36 protein-coding genes are annotated in these 23,463 nt (G+C 38.3%); 6 read left to right on the plus strand and 30 right to left on the minus strand.

What is annotated here, in order from left to right; translation table 11 throughout:
- Positions 1-145 precede the first annotated feature (145 nt).
- Positions 146-1,750 carry a ribonuclease J gene (locus V7097_RS11520; RefSeq protein ID WP_438824228.1) on the plus strand — a complete coding sequence of 535 codons (1,605 nt, stop codon included), beginning with the start codon at positions 146-148 and terminating at the stop codon, positions 1,748-1,750.
- A 21-nt stretch (positions 1,751-1,771) separates the two neighbouring features.
- Here the strand turns inward: V7097_RS11520 and V7097_RS11525 are convergent, their stop codons facing one another.
- The 6 genes from V7097_RS11525 to V7097_RS11550 form a co-directional block, all read right to left on the minus strand.
- The gene (locus tag V7097_RS11525; RefSeq protein ID WP_335703758.1) at positions 1,772-2,245 is read right to left on the minus strand and encodes a tetratricopeptide repeat protein; all 474 of its coding nucleotides are present in this window, start codon (positions 2,243-2,245) and stop codon (positions 1,772-1,774) included.
- Complete coding sequence (locus tag V7097_RS11530; RefSeq protein WP_335703759.1) at positions 2,242-2,772, minus strand: cysteine hydrolase family protein; 531 nt, start codon at positions 2,770-2,772, stop codon at positions 2,242-2,244. Before V7097_RS11530 ends, V7097_RS11525 begins: the two co-directional genes overlap by 4 nt.
- Before the next feature lie 3 nt (positions 2,773-2,775).
- Positions 2,776-3,183, minus strand: coding sequence for a VOC family protein (locus V7097_RS11535; RefSeq protein WP_335703760.1), 408 nt, complete (start codon positions 3,181-3,183; stop codon positions 2,776-2,778).
- Between the two features lie 298 nt (positions 3,184-3,481).
- On the minus strand, positions 3,482-3,961 hold the full coding sequence (locus tag V7097_RS11540) for an SRPBCC family protein (RefSeq protein WP_335703761.1): 480 nt from the start codon (positions 3,959-3,961) through the stop codon (positions 3,482-3,484).
- Entirely contained in the window at positions 3,922-4,476 is a 555-nt protein-coding gene (locus V7097_RS11545) for a GNAT family N-acetyltransferase (RefSeq protein WP_335703762.1), read from the minus strand. The genes V7097_RS11540 and V7097_RS11545 overlap by 40 nt, the downstream gene beginning before the upstream one ends.
- 9 nt (positions 4,477-4,485) lie before the next feature.
- On the minus strand, positions 4,486-4,947 hold the full coding sequence (locus V7097_RS11550) for a hypothetical protein (protein WP_335703763.1): 462 nt from the start codon (positions 4,945-4,947) through the stop codon (positions 4,486-4,488).
- Between the two features lie 144 nt (positions 4,948-5,091).
- On the opposite strand from V7097_RS11550, the gene V7097_RS11555 reads away from it, so the two are divergent.
- Complete coding sequence (locus V7097_RS11555) at positions 5,092-5,316, plus strand: hypothetical protein (protein ID WP_335703764.1); 225 nt, start codon at positions 5,092-5,094, stop codon at positions 5,314-5,316.
- 30 nt (positions 5,317-5,346) lie between these two features.
- Here the strand turns inward: V7097_RS11555 and V7097_RS11560 are convergent, their stop codons facing one another.
- Both V7097_RS11560 and V7097_RS11565 read right to left on the minus strand, forming a co-directional pair.
- Positions 5,347-5,784 (minus strand): ASCH domain-containing protein, encoded by a 438-nt coding sequence (locus V7097_RS11560; RefSeq protein ID WP_335703765.1) that lies wholly within the window; start codon positions 5,782-5,784, stop codon positions 5,347-5,349.
- A gap of 23 nt (positions 5,785-5,807) precedes the next feature.
- Entirely contained in the window at positions 5,808-6,308 is a 501-nt protein-coding gene (locus V7097_RS11565; protein ID WP_335703766.1) for a topology modulation protein, read from the minus strand.
- Between the two features lie 88 nt (positions 6,309-6,396).
- On the opposite strand from V7097_RS11565, the gene V7097_RS11570 reads away from it, so the two are divergent.
- The gene (locus V7097_RS11570) at positions 6,397-6,987 is read left to right on the plus strand and encodes a lysophospholipid acyltransferase family protein (RefSeq protein WP_335703767.1); all 591 of its coding nucleotides are present in this window, start codon (positions 6,397-6,399) and stop codon (positions 6,985-6,987) included.
- A gap of 37 nt (positions 6,988-7,024) precedes the next feature.
- Here the strand turns inward: V7097_RS11570 and V7097_RS11575 are convergent, their stop codons facing one another.
- A complete protein-coding gene (locus tag V7097_RS11575; protein WP_335703768.1) occupies positions 7,025-7,585 on the minus strand; it encodes an AAA family ATPase in 561 nt (186 codons plus the stop codon).
- Between the two features lie 115 nt (positions 7,586-7,700).
- On the opposite strand from V7097_RS11575, the gene V7097_RS11580 reads away from it, so the two are divergent.
- Positions 7,701-8,045: a DUF3221 domain-containing protein gene (locus V7097_RS11580; protein WP_335703769.1), complete on the plus strand. Its 345-nt coding sequence runs from the start codon at positions 7,701-7,703 to the stop codon at positions 8,043-8,045.
- A gap of 174 nt (positions 8,046-8,219) precedes the next feature.
- Here V7097_RS11580 and V7097_RS11585 read toward each other — a convergent pair whose 3' ends face one another.
- Positions 8,220-9,452 carry an MFS transporter gene (locus V7097_RS11585; protein WP_335703770.1) on the minus strand — a complete coding sequence of 411 codons (1,233 nt, stop codon included), beginning with the start codon at positions 9,450-9,452 and terminating at the stop codon, positions 8,220-8,222.
- Positions 9,453-9,589: 137 nt separating this feature from the next.
- On the opposite strand from V7097_RS11585, the gene V7097_RS11590 reads away from it, so the two are divergent.
- A complete protein-coding gene (locus tag V7097_RS11590; protein ID WP_335703771.1) occupies positions 9,590-10,066 on the plus strand; it encodes a glutathione peroxidase in 477 nt (158 codons plus the stop codon).
- Here the strand turns inward: V7097_RS11590 and V7097_RS11595 are convergent.
- Positions 10,061-10,561, minus strand: a complete 501-nt coding sequence (locus V7097_RS11595; protein ID WP_335703772.1) for a DNA-deoxyinosine glycosylase — start codon at positions 10,559-10,561, stop codon at positions 10,061-10,063. The two genes, V7097_RS11590 and V7097_RS11595, sit on opposite strands and share 6 nt — an antisense overlap.
- A 143-nt stretch (positions 10,562-10,704) precedes the next feature.
- On the opposite strand from V7097_RS11595, the gene V7097_RS11600 reads away from it, so the two are divergent.
- Positions 10,705-11,148, plus strand: coding sequence for an SRPBCC family protein (locus V7097_RS11600; protein WP_335703773.1), 444 nt, complete (start codon positions 10,705-10,707; stop codon positions 11,146-11,148).
- A gap of 76 nt (positions 11,149-11,224) precedes the next feature.
- Here V7097_RS11600 and V7097_RS11605 read toward each other — a convergent pair whose 3' ends face one another.
- The 19 genes from V7097_RS11605 to V7097_RS11695 form a co-directional block, all read right to left on the minus strand.
- Positions 11,225-12,121, minus strand: a complete 897-nt coding sequence (locus V7097_RS11605) for a DUF2628 domain-containing protein (protein WP_335703774.1) — start codon at positions 12,119-12,121, stop codon at positions 11,225-11,227.
- A gap of 51 nt (positions 12,122-12,172) precedes the next feature.
- On the minus strand, positions 12,173-12,976 hold the full coding sequence (locus V7097_RS11610) for an MBL fold metallo-hydrolase (protein ID WP_335703775.1): 804 nt from the start codon (positions 12,974-12,976) through the stop codon (positions 12,173-12,175).
- 38 nt (positions 12,977-13,014) lie between these two features.
- Positions 13,015-13,200 carry a PspC domain-containing protein gene (locus V7097_RS11615; protein WP_335703776.1) on the minus strand — a complete coding sequence of 62 codons (186 nt, stop codon included), beginning with the start codon at positions 13,198-13,200 and terminating at the stop codon, positions 13,015-13,017.
- A 70-nt stretch (positions 13,201-13,270) separates the two neighbouring features.
- Positions 13,271-14,050, minus strand: coding sequence for a TerC family protein (locus V7097_RS11620; protein ID WP_335703777.1), 780 nt, complete (start codon positions 14,048-14,050; stop codon positions 13,271-13,273).
- Positions 14,051-14,177: 127 nt separating this feature from the next.
- Positions 14,178-14,369, minus strand: a complete 192-nt coding sequence (locus tag V7097_RS11625; protein ID WP_335703778.1) for a hypothetical protein — start codon at positions 14,367-14,369, stop codon at positions 14,178-14,180.
- A gap of 37 nt (positions 14,370-14,406) precedes the next feature.
- The gene (locus V7097_RS11630) at positions 14,407-14,922 is read right to left on the minus strand and encodes a hypothetical protein (RefSeq protein WP_335703779.1); all 516 of its coding nucleotides are present in this window, start codon (positions 14,920-14,922) and stop codon (positions 14,407-14,409) included.
- A gap of 17 nt (positions 14,923-14,939) precedes the next feature.
- On the minus strand, positions 14,940-15,380 hold the full coding sequence (locus V7097_RS11635; protein WP_335703780.1) for a hypothetical protein: 441 nt from the start codon (positions 15,378-15,380) through the stop codon (positions 14,940-14,942).
- Between the two features lie 12 nt (positions 15,381-15,392).
- A complete protein-coding gene (locus tag V7097_RS11640; RefSeq protein ID WP_335703781.1) occupies positions 15,393-15,713 on the minus strand; it encodes a hypothetical protein in 321 nt (106 codons plus the stop codon).
- A 121-nt stretch (positions 15,714-15,834) separates the two neighbouring features.
- The gene (locus V7097_RS11645) at positions 15,835-16,392 is read right to left on the minus strand and encodes a histidine phosphatase family protein (protein WP_335703782.1); all 558 of its coding nucleotides are present in this window, start codon (positions 16,390-16,392) and stop codon (positions 15,835-15,837) included.
- A gap of 15 nt (positions 16,393-16,407) precedes the next feature.
- Positions 16,408-16,815 (minus strand): hypothetical protein, encoded by a 408-nt coding sequence (locus V7097_RS11650; protein ID WP_335703783.1) that lies wholly within the window; start codon positions 16,813-16,815, stop codon positions 16,408-16,410.
- A gap of 87 nt (positions 16,816-16,902) precedes the next feature.
- A complete protein-coding gene (locus tag V7097_RS11655) occupies positions 16,903-17,400 on the minus strand; it encodes a GNAT family N-acetyltransferase (protein ID WP_335703784.1) in 498 nt (165 codons plus the stop codon).
- Between the two features lie 14 nt (positions 17,401-17,414).
- Positions 17,415-17,831: a GNAT family N-acetyltransferase gene (locus V7097_RS11660; RefSeq protein ID WP_335703785.1), complete on the minus strand. Its 417-nt coding sequence runs from the start codon at positions 17,829-17,831 to the stop codon at positions 17,415-17,417.
- A 7-nt stretch (positions 17,832-17,838) separates the two neighbouring features.
- A complete protein-coding gene (locus tag V7097_RS11665; protein ID WP_335703786.1) occupies positions 17,839-18,672 on the minus strand; it encodes a glycerophosphodiester phosphodiesterase in 834 nt (277 codons plus the stop codon).
- 153 nt (positions 18,673-18,825) lie between these two features.
- The gene (locus V7097_RS11670) at positions 18,826-18,981 is read right to left on the minus strand and encodes a hypothetical protein (protein WP_335703787.1); all 156 of its coding nucleotides are present in this window, start codon (positions 18,979-18,981) and stop codon (positions 18,826-18,828) included.
- A gap of 19 nt (positions 18,982-19,000) precedes the next feature.
- Positions 19,001-19,660 (minus strand): phosphate signaling complex protein PhoU, encoded by a 660-nt coding sequence (gene phoU / locus V7097_RS11675; RefSeq protein WP_335703788.1) that lies wholly within the window; start codon positions 19,658-19,660, stop codon positions 19,001-19,003.
- Between the two features lie 19 nt (positions 19,661-19,679).
- On the minus strand, positions 19,680-20,510 hold the full coding sequence (gene pstB / locus V7097_RS11680) for a phosphate ABC transporter ATP-binding protein PstB (RefSeq protein WP_335703789.1): 831 nt from the start codon (positions 20,508-20,510) through the stop codon (positions 19,680-19,682).
- Positions 20,511-20,536: 26 nt separating this feature from the next.
- Positions 20,537-21,421: a phosphate ABC transporter permease PstA gene (pstA, locus tag V7097_RS11685; protein ID WP_335703790.1), complete on the minus strand. Its 885-nt coding sequence runs from the start codon at positions 21,419-21,421 to the stop codon at positions 20,537-20,539.
- Between the two features lie 2 nt (positions 21,422-21,423).
- Positions 21,424-22,362 carry a phosphate ABC transporter permease subunit PstC gene (gene pstC, locus V7097_RS11690; RefSeq protein ID WP_335703791.1) on the minus strand — a complete coding sequence of 313 codons (939 nt, stop codon included), beginning with the start codon at positions 22,360-22,362 and terminating at the stop codon, positions 21,424-21,426.
- 53 nt (positions 22,363-22,415) lie between these two features.
- The gene (locus V7097_RS11695) at positions 22,416-23,372 is read right to left on the minus strand and encodes a PstS family phosphate ABC transporter substrate-binding protein (protein WP_335703792.1); all 957 of its coding nucleotides are present in this window, start codon (positions 23,370-23,372) and stop codon (positions 22,416-22,418) included.
- Between the last annotated feature and the right edge of the window lie 91 nt (positions 23,373-23,463).

Here is a 23,463-nt window from a genome sequence, read left to right on the forward strand (position 1 = left end):
TTTAACATATTTTGGAACACCATATAAATAAATCCAACCGCTTATGGTAAAACTAAGAACACGATTTAAGACGTAGGAGGCGAGATTGTTGGAGAACGGATTGTCCATTTTTGCACTTGGTGGGATTAATGAGATTGGGAAAAATATGTATGTGGTGCAGTATGATGATGATATTTTTGTGATTGATTGTGGGGGGAAGTTTCCTGATGAGAGCCTGCTTGGGATTGATTTGATTATTCCGGACCTGACCTATTTGGAGGAAAATCGGGAGAAAATTCGCGGGATGCTGGTTACACATGGGCATGAGGATCATATTGGTGGGATCCCATATTTTCTAAAAAAGCTCAATGTGCCAATTTATGCGACTCGGTTTACGCTTGGTTTAATTGAATTGAAGCTGACGGAACATCGTCTTCTTGCGGATACCAAGCTAATTCCGATTGACTCCAATTCTAAGCTAGAGTTCGGCAAAATAATAGTTTCCTTTTTCAAGGTAAATCATAGTATTCCGGATTGTCTCGGAATTGTGTTTGATACGCCCGAAGGCAAGGTCGTTCATACCGGAGATTTCAAGTTTGATTTGACGCCAGTGAATGACCAGCATTCAGACATTCATCGGATGGCTGAAATTGGGCGTGAGGGTGTGCTTGTTTTATTATCTGAGAGTACGAATGCGGAGCGCCCTGGGGCAACTCCGACTGAGTTAAAGGTTGGGCATGTGATTGAGGAAGCTTTTATGAAAGCAACCAGAAAAGTCTTTGTGTCAACGTTTGCTTCGAATATTAGTCGTGTCCAGCAGGTTGTTGAGGCAGCTATGAAAACGAATCGAAAGCTCGCACTTCTTGGAAGAAGTATGGTGAATGTCGTGGATGTTGCGGTTGAGCGTGGCTATCTCCACATTCCGGATGGCATGCTGATTGATGCCCAAGAGGTGGAGAGTCTTGCGCCAGAGAAGGTTTGTATATTATGTACCGGAAGTCAAGGAGAGCCGATGGCTGCGCTTGCTCGTCTTTCGAATGCGAGTTACAGGGATGTGCATATTCTCCCTGAAGATACAGTGATTCTAGCGGCAGGGCCAATTCCAGGTAATGAAAAAAATGTATCACGCATCATCGATAATTTGTTTCAGCTCGGGGCGGTTGTTTTATATGGAGGAAGCGCAACTGGAATGCATGTTTCCGGCCATGGGTTTCAGGAGGAGCTCAAGCTTATGCTGACTTTAATGAAACCGACTTATTTTATCCCGATTCATGGGGAGTATCGGATGCTTCATCAGCACAAGTCACTTGCGGTCTCCGTCGGAGTGGAGCCTGAAAATGTTTTTATCATTCAAAATGGCGATGTGGTTGATGTTAAACATTCAGAGGCCCGTCAAACTCGGAAAATCCCTTCTGGCGATATATATGTGGACGGGATTGGTGTCGGGGATGTCGGAGATATTATTTTGCGTGACCGTAAGCAGCTGTCTGAGGATGGCATGGTTGTCATTGTTGTCACGCTTAGTAAAAGAGACCAGAAAATCCTGTCGGGACCGGATACAATTACGCGCGGTTTTGTGTTTAACAGGGATTCTGAAGTGCTTTTACGGGAAACAAACCGGCTTGTAAAAAAAGCAATTCTTGACCTTCAGAGTGAAAACAGATATCAGTGGAACACGATGAAAAAGGAGATTAAAAAGTCGGTGGGGCAATATTTATTCGCACAAACGAAACGTAAACCGATGATTCTTCCGTTTATTATCGAAGTATAACCCTCCGGTCGGAGGGTTATTTCATTTCCAAGTTTCATCCAGCTTATCAGCGTAAAATTCGATGGCTCGTTTGTACCTTTGTATGGACGTATCACTCGATGTCTCAGTCAAACCTTTTAAAAGAATTTCCATTGCCTCCTGATGTCGGTCAAGATTGTAGAGTACCATTGCGTAAAAGGCCTTTATCGCGTGATTTTCAGGAAATAGCTCAATCCCTTTGGATAGAGTCGTTTCGGATTTTTCATATTCTCCGAGCGTTCGATAGGTGCTCCCTAATCCAAGTAAGGCCCCTTCCAAATCTTCATTCTGTAAACCTAGCTCAATTGCCTTTTCATAAAAAGGGGCAGCTTCGGATTCCAGCCCTAACACATCAAAGCTCCAAGCTACCTGATAGTTTAGCTGAGGGTCTTCGGGGGCAACCTTCACCAACATCAAAAGCCGTTCGTTTGATTCTTTGAGTCTGCCCTCTTTTCTAAGTTGTAGGGCGTGATTCACTTTTGATATGCCTCCTGATATTCCTCGAGATAAAGGACCTCAATTGCTTCCGACCAGTTAAGTACAGTTCCGACAAAGTCCTGAATATCGAGTCCCTTCATCTCATATGTTTCATCGGTATTCGTTGTCCCAGTCGCATCTTCCACAAAGGTTACTTTGTAGCCTCGATCATATCCCGAAATTGCTGTAAACATGCAGCAGAATTCGGTTTCAAAACCTGTTATGAAAATATGATTAACTCCTAATTGCTCTAGAATGGATGAAAGATTCGTCTGAAAAAAGGCACTTGGGGTTTCTTTTTCAACAACATAATCAGCGAAGTCCCTGACTGATTCGTGAATCTCAGAACCGTTCGAATTTCTGTGAAGTGGATTCTCTTCATTTTTGCCAAAATGTCTCACCATAATTACCGGCAGGTTTTTCGCTTTAAAATCCTGAATGATTTGTTGAATTTTATTTAGTTCATGGCTGAAATCTTTAAAATTCACCATACCATTTTGGACATCAATTACTAATAATGCTTGCATACTTTACCCTCTCCTTTTAAAAGTTGGACTAAGTTCGCTCCAGACATCAAATTGGTTGCCATCTGGATCTCTAAATACAAAATTGTTCCCGGCATGGCCACGGTCTTCGATTTCCCCGACCGTGATATGACGTTCCTGAAACTCATTATGTAAATTCTCTAAAGCTTGCAAACCATCAACCTCAAAGGTTAGCAAAAATCGTTCAAGTCCTTTTACATCAATGAAATTTGAGGTTTGTCCTTCCGGTGCTGCAACAAGGAAAAAACTTTGATCCGCTAAATCAAGAATTGCTTTGTCCTCGTCCATATAGTTCAGTGTTGCCCCAAGGTTTTCTGTGTACCAGGTGGCAGATTGCTGAACATTAGTAACTGGTAGATAGGTGGTTCCAACACGTAGGAGTATTTGTTTCATTTTAGGGGCTCCTCCTTTTTATTTCATTCTTTTTCTTCCGTTCTCCCCATTGTTATGTCATCAAACGGCGTGTATTCATTACTAGGCATTTTTTCTTACGAACTACTTTAAAAATAGACAAACTTATGGTTACGCCTAGGATGGTGAGAAAAACAAAAACAAATGTCATGGACACCCTCTCCATTTCGCAATGGAATTCGATATGTATAAATTCGCGATTTGCCCTCATTTCCCTTCAATTCTTTTCCAGTTCTAAAAAAAAGAAGCCACATCCTTTATTGGACAGGCTTCTTACGGATTATTTGGTTAGATTGTTGATAGCTTCGACGTATTGTTCGTATAAAGGCTCCCACTGTAGTTTACGGTTTTCCACTTGTTTGCCATCTAGTAAAACGCCTATGACATCTAGACATACATGCCATCCCGCTAAGTCTCTTGGCGTTTGGTCGGTAAGCTTTGTGATTGTCTCAATTAATAGTAGCTTACATCCTTCCTGCTCAGAAGTAAGCTCAAAGCGAACACTGTCATCTGCCCAAGTGAATTCTAACACAGAACGATCGCTTAAGTCTGTGATAGTCATTTCCTCGAAGGTTCCATCTCCCATATCAAAAAGGATAAGGCCACCCTTTCTGAGATCATCTACCTTTAATTCTGCAAACCATGTTGGTAGTTTTTCGTTGTCGGTAAGCATCGCCCAAACTTCATCGACTGAATGAGGATAATGTCGTTCAAAAGTTGCTATGTAATTTGGTTCGTTTTTTGTAAGAGTTGCGAGCATGATGTGCCTCCTATTGTTAGAATATCTTCCCATCCGTATACCGCTTCTTTTAGAATTCTCCCGCCGATTTCTACTTCAACGGTATCTAGTTTGCGAGCTCCAAGTGCTTCGTAAAATAGACAGGATTTGTTTTCTTCCAATACTAATACTAGCATTGTATTTATTTTCTTGTCCAAAAGTTGATTTACAACAGGGACTACTAACTTTTTACCCAAGCCTTGTCCTTGATATTCTTGAAAAATATAGATGGCGTAGAGCTCACCCTGATAGTTTTCATAATTTCCACTGCGCTCTTTTCCACCACATGCAAATCCCACGATTTCTCCTTGTTCATTTTCCGCTACAATAACATGTCCATTCGGAATTCCTCTTTTCCACATCTTTTCCCTAGATTCATAGGATAATTGATCAAGAAATTCATCGGGAACGATTCCGGAATAGGTCGTTCTCCAGCTATCAACATGTACTTTGGCGATGCCTTTTGAATCGGATAAAATTGCTTTTCTTATTTTCATAATGTCCTCCTATTTTACTTCTAATGCGAAGGCATAAAACGCATCCCCGTTTGAAACATTCTCCTCTTTTTCATCCATCCACCAAACTCCATAAGAATAGTAGTACACACCTTTTTCCTCGGGAGCTGTAAATCGGTGATTTTCTACTTTCACTTCAGTCTCATTGTCACCAGTGTAATATGCTACATGCACTTCATTTGGCATTGGTTCATAATCCATTACTAAAGTAATTTCTTCACCAGGGTGTACAACAATTGGCTCTTTTCCTTCTAAAAGTGCTTCGGGTCCTGCTGTGTCAACGCATGTACTGCTCCAGCAATATGTTCCAAGAACTGTTGGATATGTTTCATTCCCAATTTGAATGTTCGTTTCAGGTGGTTTGCTTCCTGTAAGCTTACTTGAATTATTACCTCCACAACCTGCAAGTGTAATCAATATTCCTGATAGAAATACAAGCAACCATTTTTTCATTCTGAGTCCTCCCATTGTGTGCTTTTACTAAATTGACGAAACCTTCAAAAAAATGTTACACATTTTGAAACCAAATCGCTTATTTTTTCGTATATTTGGTATAATGGAATATATATGATGAAACGGGTGTAGGGAGGTCATTTGATGACGGGTATAGTTGCGGTTGTCATGGTATTTTCAATTCCACTAGTTGCGATTATTACGAGCCACTTTCAAACACAATCAAAATACAAACAAAAAATCATTCAGGATGAATTGGAGTTAGAAAAGCTAAAGCATGAAAATTACTTGCTTGAAACAGCGAAAATGCGTGTCGAGCTTGAAAAAATGAAGCTAGAAGCCCCAAAGGATGAGACGAAAATAATTTAAGAGGGAACACCCAATTTTTGAGGGTGTTCTTTATTTTGCATCAACCAATTCAAAGCGCTCACACACAAGTAACATATCCTCTGTAAATTCTTGGCCAATCTTCTGTAGTTGATCTGTGAAGAACTTAATATGTATGTCTCTCCAATTCTGATAGGTTCCGTCCCCTTCAGCAATCGCGAATGCCTCAGGAACCTCGTTCATTGGTTGAATCGTTACCTCGACCGTTTTAATAATCGCCACTGGCTCATCATGGCTATTTAATAGAATGCTATAATCGTCCACCTTTGGAAGAGGCTCTTTTTCAATCTCATAAAAGACGTATCCAGAGCATGTAGCTGTTTTGATTCCATTAATCACTAATTGTGCAAGATGGTCAGGGTCTGCCCCAAATTGCCATGCACCAAATAATTCTGGCTTTTCTTTTCCTTCACAAAATTCATCCCAATATCGTTGTGCTGCTTTGTTCATTATGCTACCTCCATATTCTTCATTTACAACTTATTTATATAGCCATTAATTTCTTTTGTTCCTCTTAGAATAATCACTGTTTTTTCCTTGGATAATCGGTTAAGTCTTTCCTGCATTTTATGGATTCTTGGCTTGTAGGTCGTCCAGATAAATTTGATAAACTCCCAATCTATTTTTTCTGTACAGCCGAGATCTGCACGCTTTTTACCGATGTGTTTAACATAGCGTTTCAACACTCGGTAGAGGCACTGATATCTAGGTAGTTCAAGATAGACGATGGTGTCAGCTTGCTTTGTTCGCAGTTCGAAGGTATTGCTATAATTTCCATCGATTATCCAGCTGCCTTTAGCGAGAATCCTCTCTTGGGCTTCTGTAAATTCCTCATGTGATGCTTCAACCCATCCTGGTTTCCAAAAATAGCTGTCTAAGTGGTACACATCAATTCCCATTTTGTTACCTAATTGTTGAGCAAATGTTGATTTTCCAACACCTGCTGAAATTCCGATAACCATGATTTTTTTCATGTGTTCCCTCGCTTTATTAGTATTTTTGTACCATAATTTCATGATATAATTTTACTAGTTTAAAAGTCTTTAAAAGGGGTAAGTCAACGTGTATCATTTCATTGCATCTATTTTAAAAGGTATTCTTACAGCAACAGGTGGGATTAAGGTTTATAACAAAGAGAAGCTGCCAAAGGACGGCGCCTATGTTGTTGCTTGTACACACACAGGTTATATCGATATTTTGTGGCTAGGTGTTTCATTGTTACCACGGCAAATTCATTACATGGCCAAAAAGGAATTATTCACAAACAAACTACTCGGTGGCTTTTTATCAAAGCTGAATGCATTCCCGGTTGACCGTGATAACCCTGGTCCAAGTGTTTTAAAAATTCCATCTAGATTGCTCTCGAAGGGTGAAGTGGTTGGAATTTTCCCTAGTGGAACACGTACAAATGAGCAAACTGCGCTTAAGCAAGGAGCAATTACAATCGCGCAACGAAGCAAGGTTCCTGTTGTTCCGGCTGTGTATATTGGACCAAATACCGTTAAAGAGTTACTGAAATTTAAAAAGGCAAAGCTGATCTTCGGTGAGCCCATGTTTATCTCTTCGCCAGACATGGATGCGAAGCAGGCGCGTGATCATTTCACGCATGAATTAGAGAGAAAATTAGGGTTGCTTCGTGATGAGCTAACATAAGGTAAGCAAACGCTTGGAGTGAATTTTCCAAGCGTTTTTATAGTTGAAACTTTTCCTTGATCATTTTGGCAACTTCTTCAGCGCTTAGGTTCGTGTTATCAATCCTCAGGTAGTTTTCGAACGTAATTTCACCTTCATATGAATTTAAGCGATGCTTCTCCATCGTTTGTTTTATATCATTCTCAGACCATTCAATGTCGCGTTTTTTCGGTTTGTGTTCCAGACGATTTGGAGTTTTATTTCTTTCGAGTCTTTCTTCTAAGTCCGCCTCAAGTTCCACATAATATACAGTTGCCCCTCTAGATTCAAAAAGCTCAGAAAGTCCCTTTACATACTCCCAATCTGATTCGAGGTTAAACATCCAGACATACGTGAAAATCATGCCATCCAAATCACTTTTTGAAACTTCTTCAAAGATTTCCTGACGAAACAATTTGACTAGTCGTTTCCCCTCTTTTGTACTATAGTCGAAAAAGTGACCTACCAGGTCAATTGTCATGTGGTTATGAAAAAGCTTTAAATCTGTTATTTTCGCTAATTCCTGTCCAACCGTCATTTTGCCAACCGCTTGTGGACCAAAGATATGTACAAATTTCATATGTTTTCCCCTTTTCTTTTTGAATATTCTACCATAAGTGAACGAAATTTCACGCAATATTTTTATTTCGTAACCTTTTGACCTCAATTCACGCCAAATAAGATGAGGTGACGTTATGAAGCGATTTATTTTTCTATTTATTTTGTTGCTCGTTGGTTGTGGTACGAGTGGCCAAACTGGCGATGGTGAAGAAATGATTGTAACTGGCTATATTCTTGAGGTTGGAGAGCGAATTTTAGTAAATGAAAAAATTACTGGAGAAGAATTTGAAACAAAAACAGAACAGGAAATCCATGATGAGTACTATTTTTCAAGTATTTTTTTCAGTGTTAGTTCTATCGATCAATCAGTTGTGTCAATGCTTGAGGTTGGTCAAAAGGTAAAGATTGTGGTTGAGGGTGGAATCGCAGAGTCAGCACCAGCACAGGCGAAGGCAAGTAAAATAGAGATAGTGGAGTAGTAATTGCTGCGACTTTTTGGGCCGCAGCTTTTTTGGGCGATTTTGTGCTAAAAACAGTAAAACTTGATTATTAACCGGAATCTTAAGATTAAAAACAGTATGTCGGGAATTATGAACAGTATTTTCAAATTAAAAACGGTAAAAGCATTAATCTACTAATTTCAACCCTGCTACCTATGCTTCTACTACCTTTTCCTCCGTAAAATACATTTTTTTCGTTGACTGAAATACAAGAGTGATTACAAAAACAGCAAGCACTACGCTAATTACAGATAAGGTAACAATCGTGTATCTCAATGGCAGCAGGTCGCCCATGATTCCAATAAATAATAAGAACACGACGGACACTGCACTTTGTAGCACACTTACGATACTTGTGACACGCCCCATGATTTCCACAGGTACATTGTTTTGATAAAAGGTGTTAAAGCCTGTATTTGAAAAGGCAAAAAAGAAGCCCAATATGATAAAACCAGTCGCGGCCATTGCAAAGGAAGACGACAGGGAGTAGATTAAATAACCTGCCGCAAGCATAAAGAGTCCCGTTCCGATCAGAGCGCGAATCGATAGAAATCTTGATATAAAAATAACCAATAAACCTCCTGCAGCATAGCCAATCCCGGTTACACTCATGAGTAAGCTATATTCTACCTCGGTTAAACCAATCACCCTTTGTGTAAAAACGACCTCCTGTGAATCCATCGCCATAGTAAAAATATCAAATATGATAAAGCTTGAATATATGATCATCACAAATGCTGCTTTTTTTCCAAAGCGGATGACCACTCGCCAATCTTCTAGTAAATTTTTTAATTGAAGCTTTTCAGTAGTTTGTTCTCCGCTGCTATCGATATTTGGTAAAAATGCGATGAGAATTGCGGAAATGACAAAGGAAATTGCATTACTATAGATGGCTATTTCAAGGCTACCAATTATAAAAAGCATACCCGCGATGGCTGGGCCTGTAATAAAGGCCCCAGAGGACACCAGACTTCTAATCGAGTTAAAGGTCTTCCGCTGTTCTTTTGGGATAAGGGCTGTTATATAGGTAGTTGATGTCGGGTTAAAAAAAGATTTTGCAACACTAATGATAAATAACAAAACATAGATCATCCAAATACTTGGAAGTAGTGGGATGATGGCCACTGCAATAGCTCGTACGATATCAGTGATGATCATGATTCTCCGTTTATTCGAACGGTCGATGATGCTCCCAGACCACCCATTTACAAGGATGGATGTGATGGGTCCGACAACCCATAAAGCAGCAACTGCCGCGGCTGATCCCGTCATTTTTAAAACTAATAGATTAATAGCAACGAGATAAATAAAATCCCCCAATGAGGATAATCCTAACCCAGTTAAAAGTAATGCTGGGAACTTCCATTTTTCAATTAACTGCTTCATTTGGCGACCCTCATTTTCGAAAAATTTCCTCTCTCCTGAATATTACATGAAAATTCATATAAAATGTAGTATAAACTTGAATCTCAAACTCACATCATTTACTATTGTGGTAATTTCTACATAAGGGAGTGGGAAACATGGCAAGTGTATATGATTTTGAAGTAAAAATGACGAATGGAGAAATAAAGTCTCTTAAGGAGTATGAGGGGAAACCACTTTTAATTGTCAATACAGCAAGCAAATGTGGTTTTACACCGCAATTTAAGGGATTGCAGGGACTAAATGAAAAATACCAAAAGGATGGCTTGGTAGTTCTTGGGTTCCCATGTGCTCAATTTGGGAATCAGGAATTCGAAAAAATCGAGGAGACGACCTCTTTTTGCGAAACAAATTATGGGGTGACATTCCCGATGTTTGCAAAGATTGACGTGAATGGTGACAACGCAGATCCATTATTTAAATTTTTAAAAGACGAGCAAAAAGGGATATTGTCAAAAGAGATTAAATGGAATTTTACCAAGTTTTTAGTGGACCGCAATGGACAGGTTGTGGAACGATATGCTCCACAAACCGAGCCGGCTAAAATTGAGGAAGACATCGAAAAGGTATTATAAATATTCTTTTATTACTTTCCACTCTTGGAGCTTGCCTTCAAGAGTTTTGTTGTATTTGCCGGGCACAGGGCTCGTGGAGGGAAGCTTAATGACATCAAGCCCTGGAAACTGGTCAAGCCCAATGTATTTTGAAAAGCTTTTATAAGACTTTGTACCATTACAAATGATTAAGCGAAGGCCAGGGTGATTTTTTACAAAATCCCCAATCTGGTTCGGCTCCTCACTTTTAATATTGGAATCCAAACTTCCTTCACGATAGCAGCTATATAGCACGTCCCATAGAGCTATTTTTTTGTCTTTTAAAAACGCAATCTTTTCCTCGTAGTCAGGTATTTCCTCACTCTCAAAAAGAGTGAACATGATTTTCCAAAAGTGATTGCGTTTATTTCCGTAGTACTCCTGTTTCCTTAGTGATTCTACACTCGGCATTGAACCAAGGACCAATACCCTTGGGTCCTCACCAACAATAGGAGCCAGTCCAAAAATTCTCTCCACAAACATCACCTTTTCTGCTATGATCAAATACGACTTGACGTATTTGCGCCAGATTTTTTTTCGAGCATACTCTTCAATCCACAGATATGAGGTGCTCCGTTGAATAAAGTTAAATCTATCATATCATTTGAGGTAATTTAAAAATGAACCAATCAACCGTTATTAAAGCACCAATTACAGATGTATTTGACTGCATTGCAAGTGCTAGCTTGCGTGAAAAATGGTTTCCGAACGTGACTTCTATTCGCTATTCTAACCTAAAGGATGAGTTGTTAGCAGGAGCTTCCTTTCAATTGACAGCCGAGGAAGGAAAGGAACAGGTAACGTTACATGGGAGGAATAAGGAGGTCACCCGCCCCTCGACCTTCGCGTTCGAACTTGAATCCCAAACCTATATCATGACTTTTTCGTTTCGTTTGCAGCAACAAGGTGATCACACCTTGGTCGAGCAAGAATTTGAAACCAAGTATTACCGACCGGTAATGAATGTGATTGATAAGATTTTTAAAAGCTCGACAAAACAGACCGGTGAATTTGTTCTGAAAAGTTTAGCAGACTTTTGTGAAGCTAGGGTAAGACCTGAATAGGTCTACCTAGCTTTTTTCTTATCTAGTTTGACTTTTACTAGCTCGTTTGCATCCCCTTATACCATTTATTTCAAGGCTAAAAAACAAAAAATACTCCTATTGCTACAACTTTCCCGTTTTGTATTACCTTCATGACATATTCACCTATATCTTCTGGAGTTCTCATAATTTTGTGCATGCCTTCCAATTCAGGAGGGACTTTATCTTCAAATTGCTCGTATACCTGTGAAGTAGATCCTTGGAACGACTCGATTATTATCGTAAACTTTCCACCCTTTTGGTCGGGTAATTTGAATGAATAATACATTTCCTCATTTGGTTCGAATATTTGTATCGGGTCAATCAACTCTCCATTTTCAACATGATAACCAAATTCTACTGTTTCTGGGGCAAACATAGGCGCTATTAAAAATGCAGAAATAAGGGAGTATAGTAGTAGCATTCCTAGCGCACCAAATATACCTAAAGGACTTCTTCCCCCTGTGTTCAATATTTCTTGTTTGGAAAACTTACCGTTAGTTGAGAATTTTTTAATTTTACCAGTCGCTTGCTTATAATATAAATAATTGCCTTTTATCCCTAAAAACACGCCCGTTAAAATCCCAATTAAAAGATTAGTACCTTCGCTATATAAATCTAGTGAATACAAGATCACGTCCGTAACTAACCAGATTAAGATAATACCAAATATCACTTTGTACATTTTTCGATAACCTAACCACAAGAAGATCAAAAAGAAGGCTGCCCAGTTCCAACTTCTCTTTTTGACGGCGTTTTCATAAATTCCCCACTTTTCAAAGTAATAATCTGAGTTATCACCCACATAAAGCTCTAAAGCATCTACTTCTGTTAATTCATTATTTTGCGATTCAAATCCCTGTGTTCTCTCATCAAGTTTCTTTAGTGGTAACCCACATCTTGAGCAAAAATTCGCCCCTATATTTTGCTTTTCTCCGCATTTAGCACAATACAAAATAACCCCACCAAATCTATTTTTTATTTTCTGGACGTGCCAATCAAACTACTAACCACTTAAAGAATTTTTGTGAGCACCGATAATCGAAGTAATAATATGCAATGAGTCCCATTCACCATCTGATATAAATGTAATTGGGTATTTTTTTCGGAATATCTTTTGATCAATTTCTTCAAAGGAGAGTCCCTTTTCATAAAGTTTTTTCACTTCGCCACACAGATTTTCAAGATACTCTAATTTTTGTTGCATCTTCCTTTTTCCATCTTTTATATATCCAGCATGACAGCAAAACATTGAGTTGAAATCTTGGGTGAGGACCATTCGGATTGATTCCATGATTTGAGGAATCGATTCAGAGCTCATGATGACTTTGGTTTTTGGAGACACATACAAATCACCTGAAAACAGTGTTCCCGTTTCTCCATCCAGTAGTGCAATATGGTCATCTGCATGGCCTGGTGTATGTAACACTTTCCATTCCTTTTGCCTAGATTGAATAGTTTCTGAAATCGGAAGTGGATTAAATTGCCTTCGTTTGCCCCAAATTTTCTGGCGGTATTTTGGGTAAGGTACTGGTTGTGAGCATATTTCGATACCAAGTGGTGATATATAAATTGGTATGTTTAAGTTATCTTGGATCCAAGGTGCTGTGCCAGAGTGATCTTCATGACTGTGGGTTAAAGCAACGACATCAAATGAAGTCTCCTGTAAAAAAGGGATAATATTAGATTCATAGCTTTGAGCCCCAGTATCAACTAGCATTCCATCCGTTACAAAGATAAACACGTTAGGTATATTTGGAACCTCTATTTCAACACAAGTAACATTGTCTCTTTCGAATACTTCTATCAACTTGACTCACACTCCCTATTTCCCTTTCCTTCTTCAATTCAATAAAGTGACCTCGGGCTTACTGACATCGTGTTTGCAAGAATAATGTATATAAGTAAATTCGCAGGTAAAAGAAGAAAGATGAGTCTTACCGCAAATGATGATATGCCGAGATGCTCTGCGATACCACCGCAAACGCCCATTATAGATTTATCTGTTGATGACCTTCTTAATTTTTGGTTCAATCAAATTCCCCCTGTCATTTTTGAAAAAAGGTACTTTTCTCTCATGAAGAAAAGTACCTTTTCCATACCCTTACGAGGCTTTATTTTTTGGCCGTTTATTATTATTACTTGGTGCAAACCAACCGAGTAGAGCAATCCCAACTAACACTCCATAGAAAATAAGAGACCAACCGGTACTATGAGGGAAGTGTGGATCTAAGACACCAATATCCTTATGAGCTAGGGTAATTACAGCAAGTTTGACACCAACCCAGGCCACAATGGCATAAGCGGTTGTTTCAAGTGCAGGACGCTTTTCAAGAAGCTGCACAAACCAGGTAGCTGCAAACTTAATCAGGATTAGACCAGCAATACCTCCTAGAACAACAACTATAAATTGTCCTGCATCCATACCTCCGAAATTGCCTAGTGATGTCTCTGGAAGACCAAGGGCAATAGCAACGGCAGCTAAAATTGAATCGATCGCAAAAGCAAGGTCAGCTAATGCAATTTTACCCGTTGTCGGCCAAAAACCTTTACCTGCTGCTTCCTTCGCATCATCCTTATGAATATTCTTATTGTCTTTTCCGAATTTTGCCTGAATAACATGCTTTAACCCAAGGTAAAGGAGATAAATCGCTCCTATCGCCTGTATTTGCCAAACGTTTGCGATAAATGAAATGGCGAAGAGTGCACCAAACCGGAACACAAAGGCCATAATTATCCCGTAATTTATCGCTCTTTTTTTCTGTTCCTCTGGTAAATGTCTGGCTATAACTGCGAGTACAAGGGCATTATCAGCTGATAACAATCCTTCCAAGCCGATTAATATTAACAAAGCCCAGGCATATTCTAGCCAAATTGTTTCCATTCATTTCGCTCCTATCGTGACTAAGAATGTCTTTAAAAAATGTCACTATTATTAGATTTTCCTTTAATAGAAGTGCTATCCTTTCATTTTCAAAAGGATGTTATTACCAGAAAGCGCGGCAAGTTAGTTAGTTGAAATATTTGATGCTTAATCCCATGTAAATCAATACCGTTACAACGGTAAAGCCTGAAAAAAATAACCCTTTATTAAGCTTTGACCAGTTTTTCATCCATCCCCATCGTTTCTTATCTATGTCCAGCCAAAAATAGTCCGCAAAAACAGCTAATACAATGATAAAAAATGCAATGAAAGGACTCATTTTATCTCCTCCATTTACCTACATATCCGATTAATATTTAGTGAACAATATAGTCAGCGCCTTCTGTGAAGAAATCCATAATCCAGATGATTCCCATAAATAGGATCCAAATGAGAATTGGAATGGCAAGGCTCATAAATGCTTGACGCCATTTATATCGATTCTTCTTTTTTCGAAGAATGCGGTCTATTATAAAATACAGGATAGCTGCGCTGAGACTCACCCATTGGAGGATAGAACCGAATAGTAAATGAAAGATTAAGGACAGATTTGGCTCCGACTTTTTTATCGTGTTTTTCGCTATAAGTTCTGAGAGGAAGTCGCTTATGATGGATGTTAATGTTCCATAAACGAAGATGACTGGAAAGCTGTACGTGAGGTAGAATGGCACAGATAATGTAAAACTCCACAAATAGTCATTTAATGAGTTGATTTCACCCCAAAATGAGCTTGAAACAAATAATCCAAGTAAGATAGCAAATAAGGCGCCAGTAATGGATGCTGCAAGTAATTTTCGAGGTAATAAGTGATTTATCTTTTCGCCCAAATTCATTCCACTCCATCCAAAAATTACCTTTGTTTTGAGCGTAACACAGTTATCCCAACCAATACAATAACAACAATTCCTATGACCGCCCAAAAATTAAAGCTCATAAATACATTTTTGATGCTAAAGGGTGCATCGTGCACATAGACTGCTTTTACATAGTGACCATCTTCAGTCTCCACAGCAATGGCCTCGTTGGTCGGAGTACCCTCAATTTTAAAATAACTTGTGCCAATCTCAAAGAAGTTGGATGCATTTCCATAATAATCCCCGCTTTGCTCATCAGGTTTTGTTTCAACTTGGCCAATTGTGTTTCCTAGCTGGGTTTGTTTGATTGGTATATCTTCTTTTACCTCATATACTTTCCCATCATGAACGACAAATGCATACGCCCAACTAAGAGCACTGGCAAAGGTTGAAGTTAGTAATAAAAATAGGATCGTTAGAGTAAGAATTTTTTTCATATCATTTCTCCATTAATTCAAAATCCCTAAATAATACAAAACAAAATACATTCCAAAACAAAGAATTGAACCGACTAAAAATGGGCTGATTTTTAATGTCATCTTTTCGTGCTCTGGTTTGTAGCTCCCGAGCAGCATATCAAATACGGCTACTTGACCGCCTTTTGAGATGACGTCCCCAGTGGAACTCATTAAAAATGCAATAATGGTGAAGATGCAGGAGCCAAGGAACATGGTGTTGACAAGGTTTGTATCAAAAACCAGCGATATACCGAAAAGCGCGCTTAGTTCTAAAACTAACACTAAAAAAACAAGGATCATATAGCTTTTCAAGGAAACCACTCCCTTCTCAATACATTTACGCAAAATATTGACAGAAGTTTCAGTTTTTTTATTCTTTTTTCCATCCATTAAAAATAAGTGCTAACCTATAAAAATCAACGCTCTCTGGTAGTTATTCTTTAGTAAATGATGTACCATTCCAAATCCTTTCAGGAGTAATAGGTTGATCTAGTTTTAAAATGTATACGTCAGGATTGCTCAGTGTTACCCATTGCTCAAATCCAAAGTTTGTATTGTAATGATTTAATAGCAATGACATTAAGCCACCATGTGTAACTAAGATTGTATTTTCGGAATCACTTTTTATCACATCATCGACAACTTCAATGATTCGGTTTGCGGCTTCACGGCTAGATTCTCCACCTTCATATGTAAGGTCAAAATCCTCATATGTTGCTCTTAATTTTTCAAACCAATCTGGCATATTCTTTGAACTTAATACACGTTCGGCTAGTTGATGCTTCGTTTCAATATCGATATTTAATTCATTTGCGAGTGGCTGAATCGTTTGTATAGCCCGTTTGAACGGACTCGAAATGATTCGACCCACTTTCCTGTTTTTAAAAAATGCAACTAAATCAGTAGCTTGTATTTTGCCTTTTTCGGTTAGGGGCGCTTCTGGTTCCTGTCCCTCTGCTTCGCAATGCCTAATAATATAGATGTTTTTCATAAAAATCACTCCATTTCAAGAATGAATTGGTTCTTCTACTTCCCTCACAAGCATCCACTTTTCATCTGTAAGCTGCCAAGTCTCGATTGTAAAAAGTCTTGCTATTACCTTTTCCTCTTTTTCAATTATCAGTTCGTAGAAGACAGCTGCATTCTCGAAATCCTTCAAACGAATGACACGATTATTGAATTTCTTCTGTGCTCCTAGTAGTTCCTTCACTGATTCACGCATCCCACAAATCGCTTCTTTCCTACTAAATAGCATTGGTTTTTCATTAGGTCCATTAAAGAATGTAACAAAATAGGATTCAGCCATTCTTTCTAAAGCAGTGGTGTCCCCTGTCTCCATTGCTTTGTTCCAACCTATGATAAATTCATCATGCATCCGAGTAAATTCTGCTAGTTGATTTTCCAATTTCAGCACATTACTTCTCCCCTTTAAGAAACATTTGTTTGTAATAATTCCACAAAAAAGGCGTGATTCCTTCTTTGGATGGTCACACCTTTTCAATTATAGAATTTTTGACATATAGTATTCATCGACAAATACACCATTGATTAACAGGGAATGTCTTTTTGTACCTTCGATTTCAAATCCCATCTTCTTATATAAAGATAAACCTGCCGCATTTTGAGTTACAACAGTTAACTCCAAACGGTGGATTTGATGGGATAACGCCCATTTTTCCAGTTCATTAAACAATTGGGTACCCACGCCTTTTCCTCTTGAATCCTTCAAGATTCCAATAACGATGTATACTGAATGTTTGTTTCTCCTTGCATTGCCGCCAATCGCCATTAAGAAACCGCTCAATTGACCTTCTTCCTCAGCAACAAGAATCGTCGAGTTCTTATCTGACCCGATTCTATCTATCATTTTTCGTTGCTGGTCGGGATTTGCTTTTCTTTCTCCCGCTTCCCACAGCATATATTCTGAGGTTTCTTCAACTTGCTGTGTGAGCTTAACAAATTCTTCCGCATCTGCGGGTGTAATCTCTCGAACTAACAATCTACTTCTCCCCCTTAATTTTCTAAATCTTTCTCCATTATGACATAGGATTTTCCACCTTTTGTAAAGGTAAAGTCGGTTTCCTGCAAACCAAATTTTTTATAAAAATCCACCTTATTCTTTCTTGCATTACACCATATTCTCTTCAGGTCACGATTCTCTGCTTCCTTTATGACATAATCTAACAATCTACTTCCGTATCCTCTACCTTGTTCATGTTGAAGTGTCGCAAACTTACGAAATTGAGCCACTTTATTCGTTATAAAAAGGGAGATAACAGAAATCAGCTTGTCTTCTTCAAAAAGACCAAAATGATTACCCACGTCATCATCTTCTAATTTTATGTAATCAAAGTCTCTATCTGGCCACATGACTTTATGCCGGACTTCCCAGGCTTTTTCTTTATCAATTTTAGTAATTGTGATTCCCATAGTCCCATCATAATCCCTTCGTATAAAGAATGTAATCTGTAAAATAACCATCCACCTGGAATTCTTTCATCCTTGTTTGTTCTCTTTTTTGGATCTTCTTATCCGTAAAATAAACATGCACTTTTATCCCGTTGTTGTGTAATTTCTTTACAATTCGGTGTGTGACATCGCTTGATTCTATACCTACTATTGGATAGTTTGACGATATAGCCTTATTTAAATCAAATTTTCCTTTTTTAAATAATAGTGTAAGTGGAATATCCGGTGCCAACTTGTTAATCTTTTCTAGACTTTTAGTAGAGAAGGATTGAAGGATCACTCTTTTGTCATCAAGCAAGTTATATTCTTTTAAGAGTTCAATTAATTTTCCCTCCATGGCTAACTGATTGTTGACAAGTCTCGTTTCAATATAAAAATTCTCAGTGTCCGAAAAGGAATCAAAAATCTCTCGCAAGCTCGGGATTTCCTCTGATACCTTTTTATGATCGAAAGTCGACACTGTATTGAACTTTTTTAGCTCTTCCAGCGTATAATCAGAAACCTCTCCCTTACCGTTAGTCGTGCGATCGATTGTATCATCATGCATGGCCACAAGTTCACCATCTTTTGTCATCCGCAAATCAATTTCTAAATAATCAATTCCGTCCTTAGATGCAATTTTATAAGCCGTCAATGTATGTTCATTAAACCGATCATTTGCTCCTCTATGTGCAATGATCAAAGGTTCACCTGCGCTCACAGGTTCTTCTTCTTTCCGTTCTGTAATAGCTAATGCAATGGTTGTAAAACCAAATATTATAAGTAATGTAAGAATCACATATCTTTTTATCAAACTATTCATTCCCATCGCTTCCTAATGATTTCGCCATTTCAGTAAACTAATACTATTTAAACATATGAAAAAGGTCTATTACCAGCTACTAACAAATACTTAATACATTATTAACATTGAAACATAAAAAATGCTTGATAGCCCAAGCATTTTCTTGCATTACTATTCAGTTTCTTTATCCATATTTTTCAAGACAAGTGCTCTGTTATTATTAGTTAAAAGAGAATCAACATCAAATGAATCGTTATCGTCTTCTCCTCTAAGTATTTGGTTAATCTTAATATTAGCTGATTCAGCTTCTGATTTCCTATCTTTCATTGCGATACCTCCTTATTCTCTATTGGTTTAAATCATATCTTTTCCCTTTTATTAAATAAAGGACGCTTTCTGAAATGTTGGTAGAGTGGTCTGCAACCCTTTCAACATTTCTGCAAACGAATAACAATTGTGTAATTTGTGAAATATCATCAGGCTTTTGGGTCATTAGCTCTAATAATTCCTTAGTCAATCTTCCATACGCCTCATCTACTTCGTCGTCAACCTTGGCAACATTCTTTGCGAGTTCAACATCTTCCTCTCTATACGCTCTAAGTGAATCTGCCACCATTTTATTTGCTACCTCTGCCATTCGTGGTATATCTTCAATTGGTTTAATCAGTTGTTGGGTTCCAATCCGGATGACTGATTTAGCAATATTTACTGCTAAATCCCCTATTCTTTCAAGGTCCGAGGAAATTTTAAGCGCAACAATGACTCTTCTAAGATCAATGGCTACTGGTGATTGTTGTGCTATTAACAAAATAGCTTTGTCATTAATTTCCTCTTCCATCATATTTAGCTGAATGTCATTTTCAATAATTTTTAAAGCTTTGTCTACATCCTGATTTTTTAAGGCCTTGATGGCTTGTCCAACTGCTTCTTTTGCCTGACTACCTAATTGTATGATCATTTCTTTTAACTCGTTAAGCTCTGCTTGAAATGTCGCTCTTACCGGCATCGCAATCACCCCCTATTATTTAGCCAAAACGACCGGTGATATAATCCTCTGTTTCCTTTTTATCCGGGTTTGAAAACATTTTGCTTGTATTTGTAAACTCAATGACTTCACCACTCAAGAAAAATGCAGTTTTTTCTGAGATTCTCGCAGCTTGTTGCATATTATGAGTCACAATGATTATGCTGTAATTCTTTTTTAATTCTTGTATCAAATCCTCCACTTTTAAAGTAGAGATAGGATCGAGTGCTGAGGTTGGTTCATCCATTAATATGACATCAGGTTCAATCGCTAAACATCTCGCTATACAAAGGCGCTGCTGTTGCCCCCCAGACATCCCATAGGCATTTTCTTTCAAACGATCTTTGACTTCATCCCATATCGCTGCTCCTCGCAGACTTTTTTCTACAATTTCATCTAGCATTTTCTTATTACGAATCCCATGAATTCGGGGACCATATGCGATATTTTCATAAATCGATTTTGGAAAAGGATTCGGTTTCTGAAACACCATTCCCACATTCGTTCTTAAAGCTTCAACTGGATATGATTTGTTAAAAATATTTTTCCCTTTGTACAAAATTTCACCAGAAGTACGAACAATGGGTATTAATTCAACCATTCTGTTTAAGGTTTTAAGGTAAGTAGATTTCCCACATCCTGAGGGTCCAATAATGGCCGTTACTTCATTTTCAGCTATTTGAAGATTAATTTCCTTCAAAGCCTGATCTTCTCCATACCATAAGTTCAAATTCTTTGTATCATATACAATTTTCTTATTTGTATCCGTTGACTCGGACTTTTTATTGATTCCTTGTACAAACTTCTGTTTATTTTCAGTTTCAACTGGCATTTATTTTTTCCTCCAGTAGGTTACGGTTAATACCTTTTTTGAAATTTATTTCGGATGATAACTGCAATAGAGTTCATAATCAAGAGTATTAGAAGTAGGATTATTATTGTTGCTGCTGCTAAGTTTGCATATTCCGCCACCAAAGCTGAGTCTAATGTCCAATAATAAATTTGGATTGGTAACACAGTAAACTTGTCAAAAATAGTATCTGGAAATGGAATTAACAGCGCAGGAATTCCTATTACAGTCAGTGGAGCTGTTTCACCAACTGCACGTGATGCAGCTAAAATTACACCTGTTAAGATTCCAGGTATGGCAGCAGGTAGTACAACCTTTTTTATCGTTTGCCATTTTGTTGCTCCCAATCCATAGGACGCCTCCCGTAAAAATTGGGGAACTGCTCGGAGTGCCTCTTGGCTCGCCACTACTACAATCGGAAGCACGAGAAGTGACATCGTAAGACCGCCAGCAAGTACAATATTGCCAAGTCCAAACCCTCTTACAAAGACAGTCAACCCAAGAATACCAAAAACAATAGAAGGAACACCCGCTAAATTTGCAATATTAGTTTGAATAAAGGTTTGCAACCTACCTTTTGTTGCGTATTCCTCTAGATAAATCGCTGTACCTATCCCAAGGAACATAGTTACTGGGGCAACGACAACCATCAACCACACTGTTCCTAAAATGGCACCCATAATTCCCGCTCTATCTGGATCTGTAGATAATTTACTGGTTATAAAGTCTAAATTAATCCAGCCTAGTCCATCTGAAATCACACGATAAAACAACAAAACTAGAACAACTAGTCCTAATAATGTGGATATAAGGAATATGATTTTCGTAATTCGATTCGTAAGGAGTCGTGAACCCATCTTTTTCTCTACTTGGTTTGCATCCACATATTTCATGATTAATACCCCTCCCTAAATCTTTTAGAGATATATTGGGCAATTAGATTCATAATCAACGTAAATACAAATAACGTTATTGCAACAGCATATAAGCTATAGTATAAAGTTGATCCTGCTGCTGCCTCCCCGCCTGTTACCTCTACAATATAAGCGGTCATTGTTTGCATGGATTGCGTAACATCAAACGTGAAATTTTTAGAGCTACCGCTAGCAATTGTGACAATCATTGTTTCACCAATCGCTCTGGAAATACCAAGTACAAAGGATGCGATAATTCCGGAAATCGCAGCCGGGATTACAACACGCCATGTTACCTCTAGCCTAGTTGCACCCAGTGCCAAAGCTCCCTCTCTCATTGCATTTGGCACAGAGCTCATTGCATCTTCAGAGAGGGACGCAATCATTGGAATAATCATGACGCCCATTACAAGACCTGGACTTAGAATATTTGTCGGTTCTAATCCAGGAATAAACGATTGCAATAAAGGAGTAACAAAGGTAAATGCAAAGAACCCATACACTATGGTCGGTATTCCTGCTAGTACCTCCAACAGTGGTTTTAATGTTCTTCTTACCTTTTCTGAGGCATATTCACTTAAATAAATCGCTGACATAATTCCAATCGGGATCGCTACAAACATCGCAATCGTTGAGGAAATAACAGTACCAGTTAATAATGGTAAAATCCCAAATTTCGCATTAGCGCCCAGTGGTTTTAATTCGGTCCCTGTAAAGAAATCGAGGAGGGGCACATCTCTAAAAAAATGCACCGCTTCGCTCAAAAGGGTATATAGGATTCCAATTGTCGTAAGAATGGAGATGATTGCAATAATAAACAAAAACCTTGGCATTAACTTTTCAGTTACATTGTTAAAGCTTACTGCTTTTTGTTTTTCTTGAATGATCTCTCTTACACTTAATTCCTTTTGATTTCCCAATTCCTTACCTCCCTTTCACCCTTAAATATAAAAAGAATACCCGTTCTAGCCGATTATTGCTGATTTAAGCCTTCCAAATAATCAACAGATGCTTGAAGCTCCGCTGCTGGTATTGGTGCAAAACCTGTTTCTGCTGCAGCTGTTTCTGCATTCTTCATAGCATAGATAGCAAAATCTAGAACCTGTGGCTTCGCTTGGGCATTTCCCTCGTTCAAATAGGTAAATACAGGACGAGTAAATGGGGCATATGCACCGTCTTCTTTAATCGTGTCAAGAGATGGTTCTACTGGACCATTACCAAAATCAATTTTTATCGCATTTAATTTATCAGTATTGCTTGCGTAGTAACCATATCCAAAAAACGCAATAGCATTTCTATCTTTTGTTACCAAGTCCACTAAGGTCGCATAATCCTGCTGTAGATTAATTCCTTCTACAAGATCCTGCTCTTTCATGATGGTTTCCCAAAAGAATTCGTATGTACCATGGTTTTCGTTTGGACCATATCTTTTTATCGGTTCGTTAGGGAATCCTTCTCGAACATCTGACCAATTCTTTTTACCTGCACTCGCAAGGAATATGTCCACGACTTCCTGTTGTGTAAGCTCTGTTGCCCAATCGTTTTCCTTATTTACAACAATCGTTATCCCATCTAGAGCAACCTTTAATTCTTTCACTTTTATTCCTAGTTCCTCAGCTTTAGTTAGCTCTTCTTCTTTTATTTTTCGGGAGGCATTATTGAAATCTGTTCCGCCACCTTCAACCAGGAACTTTTTGAAGCCAGCACTTGTCCCAGCTCTACTTACCTCAACCGACACGTTTTCCTGTTCATTAATCATGTAATCTTCGGCAAGCTTTGACATTAACGGAAAAACGGTTCCTGACCCATCAATTACGACACTACCTTCTAATCCTGCGCCTGTACCATTATTGTTTCCACCACCACATGCACCTAAAATAAGGAGTGCAATTGACATCATGATGATTTTTATTGTTCTACAATATTTCATTTGAACCACCCTATCTATTTTTTTATCTCTCTTACATTTCCCACTAAAAAGGTAATTTATTAAAGCAGTATAAAAAAATATATATCCACAT

The organism is Bacillus sp. JJ1562 (assembly GCF_036962705.1).
Taxonomy (GTDB): domain Bacteria; phylum Bacillota; class Bacilli; order Bacillales; family Bacillaceae_L; genus Ferdinandcohnia.